This is a genomic window from Psychromonas sp. KJ10-10 (assembly GCF_047323245.1).
Lineage (GTDB): Bacteria > Pseudomonadota > Gammaproteobacteria > Enterobacterales > Psychromonadaceae > Psychromonas.
The window spans coordinates 1,512,643-1,530,838 of sequence record NZ_CP178826.1 but is presented as its reverse complement, the minus strand read 5'-3'; the positions used below and the strand labels follow the sequence as shown (position 1 = coordinate 1,530,838).

18 protein-coding genes, 1 other RNA gene and 1 pseudogene are annotated in these 18,196 nt (G+C 37.0%); 13 read left to right on the top strand and 7 right to left on the bottom strand.

Annotation, left to right across the window (positions count from 1 at the left end; genetic code table 11):
* Positions 1-13: 13 nt before the first annotated feature.
* Positions 14-1,357 (top strand): MATE family efflux transporter, encoded by a 1,344-nt coding sequence (locus tag ACLKMH_RS08755; protein ID WP_413701649.1) that lies wholly within the window; start codon positions 14-16, stop codon positions 1,355-1,357.
* 34 nt (positions 1,358-1,391) lie between these two features.
* Here the strand turns inward: ACLKMH_RS08755 and ACLKMH_RS08750 are convergent, their stop codons facing one another.
* Both ACLKMH_RS08750 and ACLKMH_RS08745 read right to left on the bottom strand, forming a co-directional pair.
* A complete protein-coding gene (locus ACLKMH_RS08750; RefSeq protein ID WP_413701648.1) occupies positions 1,392-2,615 on the bottom strand; it encodes an EAL and HDOD domain-containing protein in 1,224 nt (407 codons plus the stop codon).
* A 127-nt stretch (positions 2,616-2,742) separates the two neighbouring features.
* Complete coding sequence (locus ACLKMH_RS08745; RefSeq protein ID WP_413701647.1) at positions 2,743-3,543, bottom strand: helix-turn-helix domain-containing protein; 801 nt, start codon at positions 3,541-3,543, stop codon at positions 2,743-2,745.
* 149 nt (positions 3,544-3,692) lie between these two features.
* Here ACLKMH_RS08745 and ACLKMH_RS08740 point away from each other — a divergent pair, with 149 nt between their 5' ends.
* Genes ACLKMH_RS08740 through ACLKMH_RS08730 form a run of 3 tightly spaced genes read left to right on the top strand, consistent with a single transcriptional unit; the run spans position 3,693 to position 5,027 of the window.
* Entirely contained in the window at positions 3,693-3,995 is a 303-nt protein-coding gene (locus ACLKMH_RS08740; RefSeq protein WP_413701646.1) for an anion permease, read from the top strand.
* A gap of 41 nt (positions 3,996-4,036) precedes the next feature.
* On the top strand, positions 4,037-4,426 hold the full coding sequence (locus ACLKMH_RS08735) for a hypothetical protein (RefSeq protein ID WP_413701645.1): 390 nt from the start codon (positions 4,037-4,039) through the stop codon (positions 4,424-4,426).
* Positions 4,404-5,027 carry an SLC13 family permease gene (locus tag ACLKMH_RS08730; RefSeq protein ID WP_413701644.1) on the top strand — a complete coding sequence of 208 codons (624 nt, stop codon included), beginning with the start codon at positions 4,404-4,406 and terminating at the stop codon, positions 5,025-5,027. Before ACLKMH_RS08735 ends, ACLKMH_RS08730 begins: the two co-directional genes overlap by 23 nt.
* Positions 5,028-5,459: 432 nt before the next feature.
* Here ACLKMH_RS08730 and ACLKMH_RS08725 read toward each other — a convergent pair whose 3' ends face one another.
* Together ACLKMH_RS08725 and ACLKMH_RS08720 are read right to left on the bottom strand one after the other, a co-directional pair.
* On the bottom strand, positions 5,460-6,032 hold the full coding sequence (locus ACLKMH_RS08725) for a hypothetical protein (protein ID WP_413701643.1): 573 nt from the start codon (positions 6,030-6,032) through the stop codon (positions 5,460-5,462).
* Positions 6,033-6,177: 145 nt separating this feature from the next.
* Complete coding sequence (locus ACLKMH_RS08720) at positions 6,178-7,701, bottom strand: alanine/glycine:cation symporter family protein (RefSeq protein WP_413701642.1); 1,524 nt, start codon at positions 7,699-7,701, stop codon at positions 6,178-6,180.
* Between the two features lie 710 nt (positions 7,702-8,411).
* On the opposite strand from ACLKMH_RS08720, the gene ACLKMH_RS08715 reads away from it, so the two are divergent.
* The 3 genes from ACLKMH_RS08715 (at position 8,412) to ACLKMH_RS08705 (ending at position 10,400) form a co-directional block, all read left to right on the top strand.
* Positions 8,412-8,885, top strand: a complete 474-nt coding sequence (locus ACLKMH_RS08715; protein WP_413701641.1) for a DUF3455 domain-containing protein — start codon at positions 8,412-8,414, stop codon at positions 8,883-8,885.
* A 220-nt stretch (positions 8,886-9,105) separates the two neighbouring features.
* On the top strand, positions 9,106-9,672 hold the full coding sequence (locus ACLKMH_RS08710) for a sigma-70 family RNA polymerase sigma factor (protein ID WP_413701640.1): 567 nt from the start codon (positions 9,106-9,108) through the stop codon (positions 9,670-9,672).
* Entirely contained in the window at positions 9,669-10,400 is a 732-nt protein-coding gene (locus ACLKMH_RS08705) for an anti-sigma factor domain-containing protein (protein WP_413701639.1), read from the top strand. Before ACLKMH_RS08710 ends, ACLKMH_RS08705 begins: the two co-directional genes overlap by 4 nt.
* Before the next feature lie 860 nt (positions 10,401-11,260).
* Here the strand turns inward: ACLKMH_RS08705 and rnpB are convergent.
* Positions 11,261-11,620: RNase P RNA component class A (gene rnpB, locus ACLKMH_RS08700), an RNA gene on the bottom strand.
* Positions 11,621-11,729: 109 nt separating this feature from the next.
* Positions 11,730-12,590 (bottom strand): annotated as a pseudogene (gene rsmI / locus ACLKMH_RS08695) (16S rRNA (cytidine(1402)-2'-O)-methyltransferase).
* A 124-nt stretch (positions 12,591-12,714) separates the two neighbouring features.
* Here rsmI and ACLKMH_RS08690 point away from each other — a divergent pair.
* The 5 genes from ACLKMH_RS08690 to ACLKMH_RS08670 all read left to right on the top strand — a co-directional run bounded on the left by ACLKMH_RS08690 (position 12,715) and on the right by ACLKMH_RS08670 (position 16,349).
* Complete coding sequence (locus ACLKMH_RS08690) at positions 12,715-13,791, top strand: penicillin-binding protein activator (RefSeq protein ID WP_413701638.1); 1,077 nt, start codon at positions 12,715-12,717, stop codon at positions 13,789-13,791.
* Positions 13,680-14,741, top strand: coding sequence for a penicillin-binding protein activator (locus ACLKMH_RS08685; RefSeq protein ID WP_413702293.1), 1,062 nt, complete (start codon positions 13,680-13,682; stop codon positions 14,739-14,741). The genes ACLKMH_RS08690 and ACLKMH_RS08685 overlap by 112 nt, the downstream gene beginning before the upstream one ends.
* A complete protein-coding gene (locus ACLKMH_RS08680; RefSeq protein ID WP_413701637.1) occupies positions 14,710-15,078 on the top strand; it encodes a YraN family protein in 369 nt (122 codons plus the stop codon). Before ACLKMH_RS08685 ends, ACLKMH_RS08680 begins: the two co-directional genes overlap by 32 nt.
* Positions 15,079-15,176: 98 nt before the next feature.
* Positions 15,177-15,764 (top strand): SIS domain-containing protein, encoded by a 588-nt coding sequence (locus ACLKMH_RS08675; RefSeq protein WP_413701636.1) that lies wholly within the window; start codon positions 15,177-15,179, stop codon positions 15,762-15,764.
* 15 nt (positions 15,765-15,779) lie between these two features.
* Positions 15,780-16,349: a BON domain-containing protein gene (locus ACLKMH_RS08670; RefSeq protein WP_413701635.1), complete on the top strand. Its 570-nt coding sequence runs from the start codon at positions 15,780-15,782 to the stop codon at positions 16,347-16,349.
* A 173-nt stretch (positions 16,350-16,522) separates the two neighbouring features.
* On the opposite strand, the gene queE is transcribed toward ACLKMH_RS08670, so the two are convergent.
* Positions 16,523-17,200: a 7-carboxy-7-deazaguanine synthase QueE gene (gene queE, locus ACLKMH_RS08665; protein ID WP_413701634.1), complete on the bottom strand. Its 678-nt coding sequence runs from the start codon at positions 17,198-17,200 to the stop codon at positions 16,523-16,525.
* 213 nt (positions 17,201-17,413) lie between these two features.
* On the opposite strand from queE, the gene queC reads away from it, so the two are divergent.
* The gene (gene queC / locus ACLKMH_RS08660; RefSeq protein WP_413701633.1) at positions 17,414-18,085 is read left to right on the top strand and encodes a 7-cyano-7-deazaguanine synthase QueC; all 672 of its coding nucleotides are present in this window, start codon (positions 17,414-17,416) and stop codon (positions 18,083-18,085) included.
* The last annotated feature ends 111 nt before the right edge of the window (positions 18,086-18,196 follow it).

Genomic DNA, 18,196 nt, shown 5'->3' with positions numbered 1-18,196 from the left:
TTGAGAATCAAATATGACAACTGTAGCACCCGGTAGACAACAAATTTTTACCCTTGCATGGCCAATCGCCATGAATGCAGTTTTACTACAATTAATTTTAGTCATTGATACAGTCCTAGTTACACCCTTAGGAGAAGAGTCACTCGGCGCCATGGGTATTGCCGCTAGTATTGCAGGACTTATTCTAGGACTTTTATTTGCCTTCTCAAATGGGTCTCAATTAATTATTGCGCAGGCGCATGGCGCAGATAATAAACTTGCCGTTAATAAAGGTTTTCGTTCAGGCCGTTTTATTAACTGCTGTATTACCGGCCTTGGTATTGTGTTAATTTTTACCGTCGCTAAACCACTCATTGATATCATTTCAGATACAGATGCAATGGCCACCTTAGCCTATGATTATTTAAAAGTATTTTCATTGGCAACTGTCGGTGTCGCCCTTTGTCAAAATATCACAGTGTATTTTAATGCCACAGGTAATAGTCGCATTCCTTTTTACGCTAACATTTTTGAATTACCCATAAACGTTATAATCAGCACGTTATTAATCTACGGTTTATTTGGTTTTCCAGAGATGGGATTAACGGGTGCGGCTCTTGGCTCAGCGATCGCTGTTATGTGTCGCACACTATTCTTAATCGTTTTTTATACAAGACAACAGAATAAACAAAACACTGATAAGTCAGTTGCTCTTGAAACGTTAACAGTCGCTGATGTAAAACATCATTTAACCTACGCAACTCCTATAGCTGGTACCTTTATCAGTGGTGTCATGGCCAATAGCTTGTGCATGTTAATTTATGCAAAACTTGGGGTGAATCAATTTGCGGCCTTAACGCTACTTGCTCCTTGGATAAAAGTAGCAGGTCATTTAGCAACGGCATGGGCACAGGCAACCAGTATTATTGTTGGGCAGTTATTGGGTAAAAAATCCTGGGGAATGTTAGACACGGTGATAAGTAAAGCTTGGGTTACCTCTTTTATTATTAGTATTTTCATGTCTCTTGCTTATTTAGCCATGTTTTATCTTTTTGAAGTTATTTATCCAGAATTACAGACTGAAACTGTTTCAACGCTTTGGCAGTTCATGCCTATTTTAGTGATACTTCCTTTTATCAGAGCCTCAAATACTTTCTGTGGGAATGTGTTACGCGCCGGTGGAGATGCAAAGCATGTATTTAAAATTCATGCCTATACCCAATGGCTTGTGATCGTGCCTTTGTCGGCAATTTTTGTGCTCTATCTTAACTTAAGTGCAGTATGGGTATTTGGTTTAATGCTATTAGAAGAAACAATCAAAGGCGTACCCTTCCATATTCGTATGTTAGGTGGAAAATGGAAGCGTAGCTTGGTCTGAGGTTTATCATTACTCGATTTATGACAATAACAATTTAAATTATGATTTCATCAGCAAAAACGAGTGCATTGGAATAACAATGCATGATGAAATTTTCATCTAGGTTAAGAAATTTATTACCTTCAGTAATATCAGTGAAATCAGCGTTTTCTATTTTAAAACATAAATCCAGACAACGCCCTAGCTCACTCGATTTATTGGTTAATGCATCTTTAAGCTCTAAACTTAAGGATAACTCATCAAATAACGATTCAAAGTCAGCATCAATTAACACATTTAATATCGATACAATACCAAGTAAATAGCCACTCTCACTGAGCTTTTTGTTTGATTGCAATAATAACTCTATAAATTTTGCCCTAATTAAGCCAATTTTTATCAGTTCAGATGGTTTATCATCCCCCAAATCACCAAGGCATAAAACAGTAACAAACTGTTTAATCACATCTTCACCAAGATAAATAACAGCCTGTGAAATACTACTTATTTTCTTATTTGATGATTTACAGCGTAAATTAGAAAGTCTTAATAAGCTAGAGACTAAAGCAATATCTTTTTCCACTTTATGCGTTAACGACGCAAAGTTGATAGGCCTTTGAAGCGTGATATTTAGCAAATCTAAAGTGGCTAATTTGGACGGGTTAATATTTTTAAAATGTAATAATTTGGGTTTAGTAAAATAATAACCTTGAAAAAAATCTGCACCAGCCCCACGAATTAACTGGAAAGTTTGATCATCTTCGATACGCTCAACAATGATGTATTTATTAGGGTATTTAGCTTTTAACTGAGCAATTCTTTTAAGCGTATGTTCAATGTCTTTATCAACTTCAATTTTGATATATTTAACTTGTTGAAGTAAATTGTCCCATTTCTGATCGCCATCATAATCATCTAAAGCAAAGTTATATCTCAATTTTTTTAATGCTTCTACGCAACGCTGTACCTGATCGAGTTTATCGGTTCTTTCAATGATTTCTAATACCACATTACGCGGGGAAATTAACTCTGGTAACCCATATATGAAAGAGTTAGCAGATAAATTTATAAATACTTTTTTATTATCTGAAAGTTTATTAATACCAAAGAATAATAAGCTATCGAAGAATAACCTTGCCGTGGCAACGTCATCACTGACATCGGCAGGAAAATAGTTTTTCATTGAGTTTCGATAAAGCAACTCATAGGCAAACACGTTTTCATTTCGATCTAAAATTGCTTGCCTAGCAACAAACTTAACATTCTCAGAACTCGGCATTATTACTCCATTAAAATATTAGTTAACAGCAAAAGTATAGACAGTTATTTGTTAATAACAGGATAGAAACCTTAGAAAAAGTCATTAATGTGCTCTGCATCTGCACTTAATAAGTATATTAGTAATTTTAATGGCGGTTAGCATATTCCTGCGGTGTACAACCAAACTGAGTCTTAAAAGCATTAATAAAGTCGCTTACGCTTTTATACCCTAATTCATGCGCAACAGCGGTAGAACTTTGTCCTTGAGTTAATTGAACTAGCGCATTCATTAACTTAAAACGACTTCGCCATTGACGAAAGGTCATCCCAGTTTCTGCTTTAAAAAGTCGCTCTATAGTACGCACGCTAGCTCCTGCGAGTGTGGATAGACTTGCAAGGGAAAGTGTTTGTTGTGGATTTTGTACAATATAACTTACCAAACGTTGCAGGCGAGGATCTTGTCCTGAATGAATATATAAATTGGTTGCTTCTAATACCTCTAATTCATCTATCGCTACTAAGCCAATTCGTTTTCTGCGCACATCAGATAAACGATGATTATCATCCGTTAAGCGTAATATAATTTCCTTCATTAAAGCACTCATTGTTACCATCACAATGCTTTTTTCATTTTCCCTAACGATATAGGAAGGATCGATATAAATATTTCTAATTTGAGTATTAGTTTCACTGCTTACTTGATGGGAAATATTACTTGGGATCCACAATGCATGTGTAGAGGGAACCACCCACACAGCCTTTTCTCCACTGACTCTTAACACTCCCTGCTGTGCCCATAATAACTGTCCACGTGGATGTGCATGAGGTTCAATGCTTGCCTCTGCCTGCATACTTCGGCCATGGGAAAGTACTGGCTGACTAGGATCTAACATAAAAGCAACATCACTGGGCGCCAACATTGACGCGTTAGGAATATGTTTTGTCATAAGTGCCACTTAAAGCGTCATTAAAGTTTGGTTATCATAGCATATCAGTTACAACATTCTTTGATCTCACAGGAATTATCAATATGGGAATTAAACTAAGTTTCAAATCATTCATTGCTTACCTGGCTATAGCATTCGCTGTATATATAATGCTATTTCCATTAGCAAATCAGCCTGTTTCATTTTCTTATAGCGCTGGTGTGGTGCTAATCACCCTGACCTGTTGGAGTGCTTCATTATTGCCTCCTTTCTTAACCGGATTAATCTTTTTTGCTCTCTCCATTATCTTACAGTTAATCGAGCCGAACCTATTATTTTCTGGTTTTGGGTCAACCGCCGTATGGTTAATTATCTCAGGCTTTATAATCGGCTCTGCAATTTCATCATCAGGTTTAGATAAAAGGCTTGCCTCTATTATCGCCCCCATCTCACGATTAGTTATCCTCGTTTAATTGCCGGATTGGTATTCAGCGCCATGATATTAGGCTTTGTTATGCCCTCTTCCGTTGGAAGAGCTGTTGTATTGATCCCAGTGGGTATGGCATTAGCGTCAAAAATTGGATTTGTTCAAGGCAGTAATGGGCGTAAAGGTATCGCAACTGCACTAGCTATTTCATGTAATATGCCCAGCTTTGCAGTACTACCTGCGAATATTCCAAATATGATTTTAGCAGGCTCCAGCGAAACCCTATATAACATCCAGTTTGGTTATCTTGAATATCTATTATTACACTTTCCTATTTTAGGTTTTATTAAATCGCTATTAGTTATCTTTTTAGTACTTAAAATATTCCCAGAAACTATTCCGACCAACAAAGGTTTTTCAGATGAGGAGGGTGAAGAAGAGAACACTTCTAATAATGCCTTACAAAAAAAGTATTAGTTATTCTAGGTATTACTTTATTGGTTTCTGGATAACCGATACCCTACATGGCGTTAACCCTGCTTGGGTTGGTTTAACAGCGACTATCATCCTACTATTGCCTAAATGGGGCATTATTGAACCGAAAAAATTCAACAGTTCGATTGATTTTGGCACAGTTGTCTTTGTTTCTGCGGCACTTGGATTAGGCGCTCTCGTTAATGTTTCTGGCGTCGGCACTATGATGGGAGAAGCCTTTACTCATTTATTGCCCTCATCTCCCGACAATACCTTCGCAAGTTTTATGTCGCTTTCACTTATTTCCACATTAACGGGCTTAGTAACAACTATTCCAGGAGTGCCAACGGTTCTTTCCACAATGGCGGCTGATTTTGCACAGGTAACCGGTTTTTCATTACCCGCAGTTTTAATGACACAGGTAATAGGCTTTTCAACGGTAGTTTTTCCTTATCAAGTTGCCCCATTAATCTTGGCTATGCAATTATCTAAAGAATCATTAGGCAGTTTAGTTAAAATAACGTTACCACTGGCACTGTTAACGATTGTGTTATTAATGCCACTTGATTATTTATGGTGGGTATTACTGGGTTGGATAAATTAAAGTTATTGTAAAAATGTATAAGAGGCGAATTGACCTATACCCGTTACCATTCAAAATGCAAAGTTCAGCAAGTTGTGAGGTGAGTAGATTCTAGGCGGAAAGTTGAAGATCTAACTGGTTCAATCAATACTTTCTAACAACGAAGATGCTTGCCTCACAGCTTGCCCTGTGGGTCGCTAGCTCGAAAAGCAATTCAGCGTTGCAACATTCGATAAGGGCTAGCCATTTAAGATGTAAATACTTGTTTTTACATCTACCGACAGAGGATTAACGTAGTTAATCGCTCGATAGGTCATCATGTTGCGCCTTGCCTTGCTGTCCGAGCTAACGACTGAACAAAGCACCTTGATTGGTAACGGGTATAGTAGCCTCTTAATCATTCAACCTATCTATTTGCCTGAGAATAGCGATGCTCTGAGTACAACAATTAGTTTATAAAATAATTTCTCTTTGACAATCATGCACTTCTACACCTAAAAAAGAACCTAATAATTCAGCATCTTGTATCAGCTGTTGTTGGTCATTATGATTTAGTATATTAATTCTTCGTCCATGTTCAGTTAATAAATTTAATTCATAACAACTATAATTTACTCCGTGTTTACTCTGAATAACTTTGTTGTTGATTTGCAAAGAGACAATATTGTGAATTTTAACGTCTCGGTCTTTATGATTATTAAATACCCCTGAGTGCCTATCAAAGGTAGCACGACTGAGAAATGGTTGAACCAGTGTTATGCCCAAAATTGTAATCCCAATACCAAATCCACCAAGGAAAATAGCAAAGTCATATTTATTTAAAATAATGAACTGGTAACTTGCAAGCCCGATTAAAAAAGCTCCCACAATAATATAAATAACACAGAATAAAACCGCGACTAAGGTCGGCTGTAAGAAAGCAATGTCATTATTTACGATGACTTTATGAGACAAAAATTTGGGACCATTTCTGAGTAATGTACGGGTTAAATCAATCGTGATGGTTTCTGTTTCATTCTCGTTCATATGCTTCCCTTGAATAAAATACATACACTACATACCACAAAAACTCACCGAAGTGAGTTTTATTACATGTGCTGAACAACATTTTGAAATAGCTATACTATCAAGGATAGTATTTGCAGATTACTTTTTATCGTAAGCTTTTATCTCACCAGATTTTACACGTTCGATAAAGGATACTAGCTCTTTTTTTACAACAGGCATCAAGAAATATAAACCGATGATGTTGAAAATGGACATGGCAAATATTGCGAGCATCAGAGAAGTCAATAACGGCACCAAATTGAATTGTTGCACCGATAACAACAAAGATACAAAACAAAACTTTGAAAACAAGTTCTGGTGCTTTACCTTCGCCAAATAAATATGTCCATGCTTTTAATCCGTAGTATGACCAAGAAATCATCGTTGAGAATGCAAACATAATAACTGCCATTGCAAGTAAATATTTAAATATACCAGCAGTTTCAGTAAATGATGCTGCAGTCAATGTAACACCTGTTAATCCACTACCATCATAGGGAGCCATATTTAGACCCGCGATAGTAATAACTAATGCAGTCATGGTACAAATAACAACTGTATCAACGAATGGTTCTAATAATGAAACTAAACCTTCAGTGATAGGCTCTTTCGTTTTAACTGCAGAGTGAGCAATTGCGGCAGAACCAACACCAGCCTCATTAGAAAAAGTTGCTCGTTTTAAACCCTGGATCAAAGCACCAATGAATCCACCAACAACACCTGCGCCAGTGAACGCCCCATCAAAGATAGCGCCAAATGCGACGCCAACTTGACCAAGATTAGAGCCAATAACAATCAGTGCCATACCAACATATAACCCAGCCATCCAAGGTACAATGCGTTCTGTTACTGATGCAATTGAAGGCATACCACCAACAATAACCGAAAACACCATTGATGCTAAAATAACACCAGTAATAATTCCGTATTCGCTAGGAACATCAAACGCATAAGTTAACATTGCATGTGCTTGATTAGCCTGGAACATGTTACCGCCACCTAAAGACCCTAAAATACACATTAACGCAAAGCCAATAGCCAATGCCTTACCTAAACCACCAAGGCCTTTCTCTTGTAACCCTTGGCTTAAGTAATACATTGGACCACCAGATACAGCGCCTGAAGGTAAGATAGTTCTGTATTTGACACCTAAAGTACATTCACAAAATTTAGACGCCATGCCAAGAAGACCACATAAGATCATCCAGAAAGTAGCACCCGGTCCACCAATTGCGAGTGCGACACCAACCCCGGCAATATTACCAAGACCAACCGTGCCTGAAAGTGCAGTGGTTAATGCTTGGAAGTGTGATACTTCACCCTCTTCTTTAGAGTTAGGATCAGTATATTTTCCTTTAATAATGTTAATTGCTAAACCAATGCGTTTAAATTGTACAAAACCAAAATAAATAGTGAAGATAAAGGCGACGATTAATAACCAAGCCACAATAAGTGGAAAGCTTGCGTCGCCAATAGGAACACTTTTAAAGATTAAACCAACAAACCAGCCTGTGTAGTCATTAAAAAAACTATCAACAGATTTGCTTATAGCATCAATTGTTTGTGCAAAACCGCTCATTTCTTCAGCAAAAATATTTGTGCTAAAGGCGAGTAAAAATAGAGGTATTAATTTTCGTATTTTGAGCATGTTTATTTCCTTATTACATGTTTAATGATTAAAGTGGGTTTGTTTGTTTTAAATCAAGATGTGAACAGCAAAAATATTATATACAAATTCCTTAAGTTGTATTAACTATTTTTATTGTTTTATTTTACAAAAACAGAGCATTCCACTAAAACAATCAGAAAAATAAGAGTTAAACTCTTTTTCTATACTGATAATTAGTTTCTCAATAAATAAACAATACCAATCCCCTTGCATTGATTAGCTATATTTTTTCTCTAGCAGTTACTATTCCTTTAGTTTTATTTAATCTCAGTTCTGGATAATGGAAGCGAAATAACATTAAACTTCAATAGCTTAAAAAACATATCATACAGTGCTGTTAGTTTTGCGTAGTCCAAGGCGAATCATCGAAGCAATAACGGGTTATTGGGAGGTGATTTAACGCAGAAATACGCGTAATTAACGGTACTGTATCGTTTTGCTTATCCAGAACCGAGGTTATTTACAACCTAAGAAGTAGAAAAAGCTTAATACTAGCCAATTTATAATTCCCTCTATGGCTTTTCATCCCGAAAATGACTCATCTTTTAACTACAAAAAAATATTAAAATTAATTAATTTAAAAATAATTTAATTTTTTTGCATCCAAAAATGCCTCTCGATTGTAGTACCTATTAACAGTAGGAAAAAACTGTTCTTTAACTCAAAATCTATCACTAAATAGGGAAACAATGATGAAAAATCAAACTATGAACAAAGGTCTAAAAATCACAGTCGCATCTATCTTAATGGCTGTCGCTTCACAAACCTACGCAGGTTCTTTTTCTCAAGATAAATTACCCAGTGAAGTACGAGTTCCTGCGGGTCATAAAGTCGCCATGTATACAACTGCCGAAGGTAATATTACTTGGGAATGTAAAGCAAATAGTGAAAATGCAGGAAAAGCAAAATGGGCATTTGCAGGACCTCGTGCCATTTTAAGTGACAACAAAGGTAATCATTTAGTCTCATATTTTGGTCCACCAGCGACTTGGGAATCACTTGATGGTTCATCAATTACCGGTAAACAACTCGCTGTTTCACCTTCAGCAAAAGGCAGTATTCCAATGCAATTGGTGAAAGCGAATGAATCAACTCGCCCTGGTGCATTAAAAGATGTTACCTATGTACAACGTATTAATTTAAAAGGCGGTGCTCGCACCTGAAATGGGTTGTAATATGGATATGATAGGCCATACCGTTGTAGTTAATTATTCAGGTGAATACTTATTTTGGAAAATGAAATAACCATTTCCAAAACCTATTAGCTAGCATTCATTTATTATGAAATGCCAGATTCTTTGCTAAAAGAATAACCTAAAGAGTTTAATGACTTAAAAAGCCCAGTTTCGTATACTGGGTTTTTCATTAGTAGTAGGAAATAGCATGCCACCAACATTTGATTATGAAAGTGTATTACAACAATGCGCTGAAGGTAATCGAGGCGCCCTTAGGCGACTTTATGAACAAGAAGCACCAAGACTACTCACCGTAGTAACGCGAATTTTAAAAAACCGCGCATTATCAGAGGACGTAGTACATGATGCCTTTATTAAAATATGGAAAAATGCGACTTCCTACCATAAAGACTTAGGCTCAGCACGAGGTTGGATTTATACCTTAACAAGAAATTTAGCCTTAAACGCGCTTAAATACAGCAACCGACAAGTGCTAGCAGAACCCGATTTTTTACTCGACCTTTGTGATAACAATGCATCAGAGTGTGCTGAAAAACCAGATGAAATAACTGAATTATCTGCTGATCCACTTGCACATGCTTCTCTTACAAACTGTTTAGGTCACCTACAACCCGAACCTAAACTTTGTGTATTACACGCTTATGTTGATGGTTATACACAACAAGAAATTGCCAAATTGCTTAATAAGCCACTTGGTACCGTTAAATCATGGATCAAACGTAGCTTAAGCGCGTTAAAGGAGTGTTTACAATGAATAAAGGGTCACAGCACACTCCCGATAAAGATGATGATTTATCAGGACAATATGTACTTGGCACCTTAAGCCCGGAAGAACGACAGGCTTTTGAAAGCCGATTATCGGACAGTGTCGAATTACAAAGAGCCGTCAATCAATGGCAAGCGCACTTTTTATCGATAACTGACCAAATAGAAACCGAAGAGGCACCTCAACCTTTATCTGCTCGTATTGAACGTAGTCTCGATGAACTTGAGAAAGCACCTAAACAAGTTACGCCAGAAAAAACAAATCCATTGTTATCCTTTTGGCAAAACTTGGCATTATGGCGTGCAGTTTCTGTCGCTTGCCTTGTATTAGCGGTAACTTTAGGTATTAAAATACAAAGCATTGAACCTATGATGGCTGAGCCAACTTATATTGCAGTATTAGTTGCCCCTGAAAACAAAGCACCAGGTTGGGTTATACAAACCAGCCATACTAACCAAATGCAGTTAGTGCCTTTAGGCGCAGTAGAAATACCAGAAGGCAAAGCACTACAATTCTGGACTAAAGCAGATGGTTGGGATGCACCTGTCTCTTTAGGGTTAGTGAAAAAAGGCGAAACACTTAACTTAGATATCAATAAACTGCCTCCACTGGCGGAAAATCAGTTATTTGAATTAACCCTAGAACAAGAAACCGGTTCACCAACAGGTAAACCAACCGGCCCAATTTTCTCAATTGGACGCGGTATTTCGATGTAGGATTATTTAGGTTAATAAATTTATAAACTAGCAAGAATAAGCCCTCGTTGTTAATAATAAACGGGGGCTTTTTTATGAAAGATTATTTGCCGCAGAAGAAAGGTTTGAGCTTTGAGCCGTTATGAGCAAATTATATGTATTTTACTAATTTAGAAATGAAAAAACATTGTCAGCCACTAAGGCCTCTTCTATCTTACAAATATGAAATAAAAATTTCTCATTCTTTATACTTTTTAGGTAAAGAATATACTGAATATGAGGAGTTACTTAATTAGTAGTAAAATGAAGTACCTTCATAGGTACTCCATTGATTAACGAGGTGATTTTTAGAAATAGTTATGTATGGAAATTTTTTTGTCTTAGTAACTAGGACTAAACCACACACAATCCAAAGTTCAGGGTAAGCAACAATAGTTGTATATAAAGACACCACTCGCTTGTCTCCTTTAAAGGTTGAAAAGAAAAGACAAAATACACTACAATAAGAATGTTGAAATTCAATGGTATGTAGCGTACTTTATCACCTACTTGTTATTGATTAGAAGGAAGCAGATTAAGCATCGATTCGAGTCGGTGTTTGTCTGCTTTTTTCATCTATTAAAATAGACTTAACCTATCTTTACGAATAAACAAGCGCTCTGTAAAGAGCTATACCATTGATTAGCTATGATAGTGAAATCATTTTACAGCACCTAGTTCATAACATACCACCAAAAAATGCGCCTAAAAATTGATGTAGTCAGCCGATAAACGAGCTCTAGCGTCATTCGCGTATTTTGATTAACGCTCTGCAATCGCTTGATTTTTATAAGCCAGAAATGAAAAAGCCCCTGTTTACTTTAGTAAACAGGGGCTAAAATAGTTGTAGTCAGCCGATAAGCCGGGTTCTGTCGTGAATCGTCATTCGTCTAGGTCTGCAATCGCTCGCAGACTCAAGCAACCTACCCGCTTCCAGTATGGGTCATACCTTTAGGAAGCCTATTTGGTCTTGCTTCGGGTGGAGTTTACCTTGCACTGATGATTACCCATCAGCCGGTGCGCTCTTACCGCACCCTTTCACCCTTACCAACTAATAAATTAGCTGGCGGTCTCCTCTCTGCCGCACTTGTCGTTAGCTCGCACTACCCAGGCGTTACCTGGCACCCTACCCTATGAAGCCCGGACTTTCCTCCCCTCTTAAAAACCGAAATCATAAGAGCGGCGACGATTTAGCCGACTACGGGTGCGGAGTATATAGAACTCATTTAAAAAATAAAGGTAATTACTCATTTACTATAAACTTTAAGAAAAGGCATCAGCTCTAACAAACCGAAATATGCACAACTAAACCTACAAGTTTTCTAGGCCCCATTTATACAGCTCATTTTTCTTTTCATTATGTATTTGAGCAGTTAAAGCGTGACTTTTTTAAGAGGTAACTGTTCTTTTAATAGGGTTAAGGTATTAAGTGCCACTTGAGAGATAGCATCTGTATCAATCGTTGCGCCATCAACCATTAATACAAACTCACCACGACAGTGGTTTTCATCTTCTTTTAACCAAGCAAGCATTTCTATCGCAGGCAAGGCATAAAAAGATTCAAAGGTTTTAGTGAGTTCACGAGCAATGACTAATTTTCTGTCTTCGCCCAGAAACATTCACAATTTGTTGTACGGTATCGATAATTCGACGGGGGGACTCATAAAAAACCATAGTGCGTGTTTCTTCGATTAATGCACTGAGTTTATCTTGCTTGCCTTTTTCTTTGGCAGGTAAAAAACCTTCAAATGAGAATCTGTCTGTTGGTAAACCTGCGGCACTTAAAGCAACAATAGTTGCACAGGCTCCAGGAATTGGCACAATTTCAACACCGTTTTCACGACATTCATTAACTAGATGATAACCAGGATCACTGATCAACGGAGTCCCCGCATCAGAAATTAACGCCACAGATTGACCTGCTTTTATTTTTTCAATCAGCACTTTGCCACGCTCGCGTTCATTATGATCATGTAGCGGAAACATTGGTTTTTTAATTTGATGATGGCTTAATAGTTTTCCACTATGACGCGTATCTTCTGCGACAATTAAGTCTACTTGTTGCAGTGTTTCGATAGCACGATAGGTAATATCACTCATATTGCCAATAGGCGTGGCAACGATATACAGTTTTGCAGGGAGAGATGATAAAGATTCGTGATGCTGAGACATATAATTAGCCTATTAAATTATGAATAAGATTGTTTAACGCAAGCCACAATATTACACTACATAGTTATTGATACCTATACAGAAATTCTGCGACCTATTCTGCAATTAATTAAAGGACTCTACTTTGAACGTTTTACTCACAAAGCGCATAAGCCGTTATTTAATACTGATCACTGCAACCCTTTTAATGACTGCCTGTGTTTCTACAAAAATATTACCAGAGGATATTCCACCAGCGCTTTTTAGTGAGTTGGAAAAAGATTCTACATTTTATCTTAATAAAGATAGCCAGTTAGGTAGCGACGAAAATTTAGACTGGCAATTTCTGGCGATACAAGCACTTATTAAAGAAAAGAAATATGTGCTTGCTAACGCTGTTATTGACTCTTTACAAACAAAAAAACTGACGCTAACGCAATCTTCGACATTAGCACTGTTAATTGCAGATAAGTATTACGCGCAGGGGAAATTGCCAGAAGCACAGGCTTCCTTAATTATTACTGATTACCAAGCACTTAGTAATAACGGCTATGTTCATTATTTAACGCTACAATCTACTTTACATATAGAAAATAATTTACCTTTTGAAGCCTCTGAAAGCTTACTTTTATTAGTGCCACATCTTGTTAGTGATGAACAAAGACAACAGTATAATGACTTATTATTAGCGCAGTTAATTCAATTACCTGAAGAAACCTTAGCTAGCTTTGAATATGAAGAAGATAATATTGAAACAGATGCTATGGAAGTAGGCAGTAGCATTGAGAAGCAAAACCTTGAAAACCAAATAAGCGAAAATGCATCACAAGCTGTTGAAACAATTAGCAAACAAGATGACTATCAAATCGACGCTAAATTTAAAGCGGGTTGGTATTCACTGGCACTTCTTTATCAACAACATAAGTTACGCCCGAACAGATTAAATCGCGCATTAGATGAGTGGAAAAATACTTACCCAAATCATGATGCGCTCGAAAACATGCCTTTAGTATTAACGAATATTTCTGCCTCTAGCCCTTATCAACCTGATAATATTGCTGTGTTATTACCGTTGACAGGTCGTTTTGAAAAACAAGGTAAAGCAATTCAATTAGGTTTATTAAATGCTTATTACCTACAACAAAAGTCATTAAAAAATGGCGATATGCAACCGCCTACTCTGCACTTTTTAATACTCAAGAAAGCTCGGCAGAGCAACTAGCAATACAAATAAACAATGCCAATATCGATTTTGTTATTGGTCCATTAATGAAACAAGAAATTGAAGATTTATTACCTTTACTTGGCACCTTACCAGTATTGGCGCTTAATCAATTTACAGAAACAGCACAACCAGTGGATGCAAACGGTGAGGTAAAAGCACTTGCTTGGCATTATTCTTTTACGCTATCACCTGAAGATGAAGCTAAACAAGCGACCATCAAAATTCATGCTGATAAATATAAACATCCACTTATCATTGCACCACAATCAAATTACGGAACGCGTGTTGCTAATGCCTTTAAAGAACAGTGGGCGTCGTTAACTCCGGGCAGTAATGTTCAAGTAGAGTCTCACTATTTTCAATCAACAAACAAATTAGCAGACTTTATGGAGAACGTATTACAAACGGGTCAAAGTAAACAACGTATCAGTCAAATGCGATCAATTGTTGGCTTACCGATAGAAACAGAAGTCAGAAGTCGACGAGATATCGATGCAATATATATCGTCAGCAGACGTGATGAACTTATTCTAATCAAGCCTTTTATCGATGTATCTGTTAGTCCATTCGCACCGGATATGCCACTCTATGCAAGTTCACGTAGCCATAGTGAAGACCGTTATAACATGCAAAATAAAGAGCTATCAAAATTAGTTTTTTCTGATAACCCATTTCTATTAAATGAATATAATGAATTAAGTAAAGAGGTTGAACAAGCCTGGGGTAAACAAGCCTTTTCAACGCTACGAATATTTGCGCTAGGATTTGATAGCTATCAAATCATTGAGCAATTAATCCACTTGAAAAATACTGAAAATGCAGTGTATAAAGGCCTTGTTGGAGAACTTTCTCTGAATGCTGATAATAATATCAATGCAAAATTGAGTTGGGCTAAATACCAAAATGGAACACTCTTTGAAGTTGCCCCGACTGTTTCAGCCGAGTAATTCAACAGGCGTTATTGCAGAGAAAAAAGCCTTGGCGTATTTACTTAGCCAAGGCTTAACACTGCTTCATCAAAACTATTATTGTCGATTTGGCGAAGTAGACTTGATTATGCAGGATAAAGACACATTAGTATTTATAGAAGTTCGTTATAGAAAAAATGGAGACTTTGGAGGCGCCTTAGCCTCTATTACACAAACTAAACAACGTAAATTAATTAAAACGGCGACTCATTATTTAACACAGTTAACGACTGAGCCTTATTGTCGCTTTGATGCTATTGCTTTAAATGAAACTGATGATAGCCCAATCTGGGTACAGGATGCATTTCAAGCATAAAGATACGCCTATCGAACCAGGCCAATTGCTCTTGTCTTGGTATCCTCACTAGCGACTAATAAATGTATCTTGATTGATAACGGATAAAAATAGAAAAAATGATTAAAGAAAAAATACATGCTCACTTTGCTGAGAGCATTCAAACAAAAATAGTGGTCGCTGAAGCATTACCTGAATCCATAGAAAAAGCGTCTCTGGCTTTAACAGAAGCGTTACTAAGAGGAAATAAGATTTTAGTCTGTGGGAACGGTGGCGCGTACGCTCTTGCACAAATTTTCTCATCGCACCTATTAAATAAATATGAAACGGAACGTCCTTCTCTGCCAGCCATTGCAATTACTGCCGATTCAGCCTTACTTTCTGCTATTGCAACCGACAGTCATTTTGACCAAATTTACGCAAAACAAATCTCAGCGTTAGCGCAAACAGGGGATATTTTGTTAGTTATCAGCCACGGAGGTAATAGTCGTAATATGATTAAAGCCGTAGAGGCGGCACTAAGTAAATCCATCCAGATAGTTGCCCTGAATGGTGTTGATGGAGGCGAATTAGCAGGCTTATTAGGTTCAGACGATATTGAAATTCGCGCACCAAGTGACAAAGGTTCACGTATTGAAGAAATACACCTTTTAGTGATCAATTGTTTAAGTGATCTGATTGATCAACAACTTTTTCCTCAACACTAAGATAAGCACATGAAAATGAAACTATTATTACCTTTTTTAACGATACTGCTGTTATTACAGGGTTGCGCAGGTGGTTTGATTGTTGTCGCGGGTACTGCTGTTGCCGTTGCAAGTGACGAACGTACTGTTTCAACCATTATAGAAGATGACCGTTTAGCAGTTGATGCGCTTAATTTAATCAATGAGCTAGATATAAACAAAGATGAAATACGCATTAACCTGATCACTAACAATGGTTATTTATTGGTCATTGGACAGGCTAATAATGAACAACAGAAACAAATGATTAGTGATGAACTCAATACATTAAAAAATGTGAAAGAAGTTTATAATCAACTACGTATTGGCCCGACTATTGGTTTTACCCAACAAAGTAAAGATAGCTGGATCACCACAAAAACAAAAAGTAAATTAACAGCACATGAAGATGTAAATGCTTTTCAAATTAAAGTGGTGACGGAAAACAGCGAAGTATTTTTGATTGGTAGAGTTGATAAAAAAACAGCCGATGCCGCCACCAATATCAGCCGTCAAATATCTGGGGTAAAACACGTCAACCGCGTATTTCAAATGATCTCAGAATAGCTACATCTCAAATATTAAAGCGACACAGAATAAGAATTAAAGCCATTAGCTGTTAGTATGTTCAAAACCTTAAAAAACAGCTATTAGCTATCAGTAAGGTCAAAATATTTAAAAGCCATGTCCACTTTATTTGGGTCATAGCAGACTTGAAGCTAGAAGCTGATTTTACATCATTAATCGATATCTAAATACTTATGCATTTGTACCGATAAGCGCCAATTTCGTTCTATACACACCTGCATACACAGGGTTGTCGCTTTCGGTTTTTGAGAAATAGGCTGTAAACAAATGGTTTTCTGTTGAATATCTTTTAACGGAAGCAACAATGCATCCAGTTGCTCGATATCTTTTTCCGTACCAACCGGATGCTTTATTTCATTGGCACGTTCTAATGCTGATAACAAAACCTCTTTTTTAGCACGCATATTCACCTTGGGAGATACAGTTACCCAACTCGAGGGATCAACAAGAACCGGATAAGTACCACTTGTTTCAATTTGTGTTTTAAAACCAAATTCATGCAATAAATGAGTTAACTCCCGCAAATCATACATACAGGGCTCACCACCGGTGATCACTACTAATTTTGCGCTGTAACCCAAACGTTTAATTTCATCAATAATCTGTTGTGCACTAACACTTGACCAACGCTCTGATTCATTACTGCGATCTGTTAATAAATTAAGTGTGGTTTGTTTATCGGGAGAAATAGTCCAGGTATGTTTTGTATCGCACCAAGCACAACCAACATCACAGCCCTGTAAGCGAACAAAAATAGCAGGGCTTCCTGTATAAAAACCTTCGCCTTGTATCGTCTGAAAGAGTTCATTTACTTTATAATTTTTATGCATTGCTGGTCATACCTATCTAGAGGTTATTTTTGTTAATTCATAGGATAAATTTTTCGAGTAGAATACTAGACTTCAAGTTTATGTCTAGCGCTATTGCTTGCATGATCTGCCTGATGTTATTTATCTTACTTGCTAAGGCGTATATACTGACTGGCTAATGTGGACAAAACAATAACCGTCTAAATTAATTTAAAAGTGGGAATTACAATTAAAATGCAAAACAAAGTCGTTGTTATATATTCAGGCGGAATGGACTCTTACACTGTTTTACACAAAGCAATTGAAGAAGGTTTACAGCCTTATGCGTTAACTTTTGATTATGGACAGCGTCATATCAAAGAGATTGAAGTTGCTCGTTCTGTCTGTGAAGAATTAAACATTAACCATAAAGTTATTGATATTTCAGCGATTAACCAATTAATTGGTGGTTCTTCTTTAACCGACAATACAATTGATGTGGCATTAGGGCATTATCAAAATGAAAATATGAAAAGTACTGTTGTGCCTAATCGAAATATGATCCTATTATCTTTAGCAATTGGTTATGCAGTATCGATTGGTGCTGAACAAGTTTATTATGGCGCACATTCAGGTGATCATGAAATCTACCCAGATTGTCGCCCTATTTTTGTAGAAAAAATGAATGAAGTTGCCGCCGTTGCAAACTATGAATCGACAGAAATTTATTCACCATATTTAAACAGTGATAAAATTGGTATTTTAAAAGATGGTTTACGCATGGGGCTTGATTACAGTAAAACTTGGACCTGTTATAACGGTCGTGAAAAAGCATGCGGTCAATGTGGTAGCTGTGTAGAGCGTCTTGAAGCCTTTGCTGAAAATGGTATTACCGATCCAGTTGAATACGAAACACAGGCGGTGTAATGATTAGCTATTAGTTATTAGCTATTAGCGACAAAAAAGGCTCATGTGATTATTCACATGAGCCTTTTTTCAGCCTTTAACCTTCAAGCCCTCAAGCTTTAAATCCTTCCA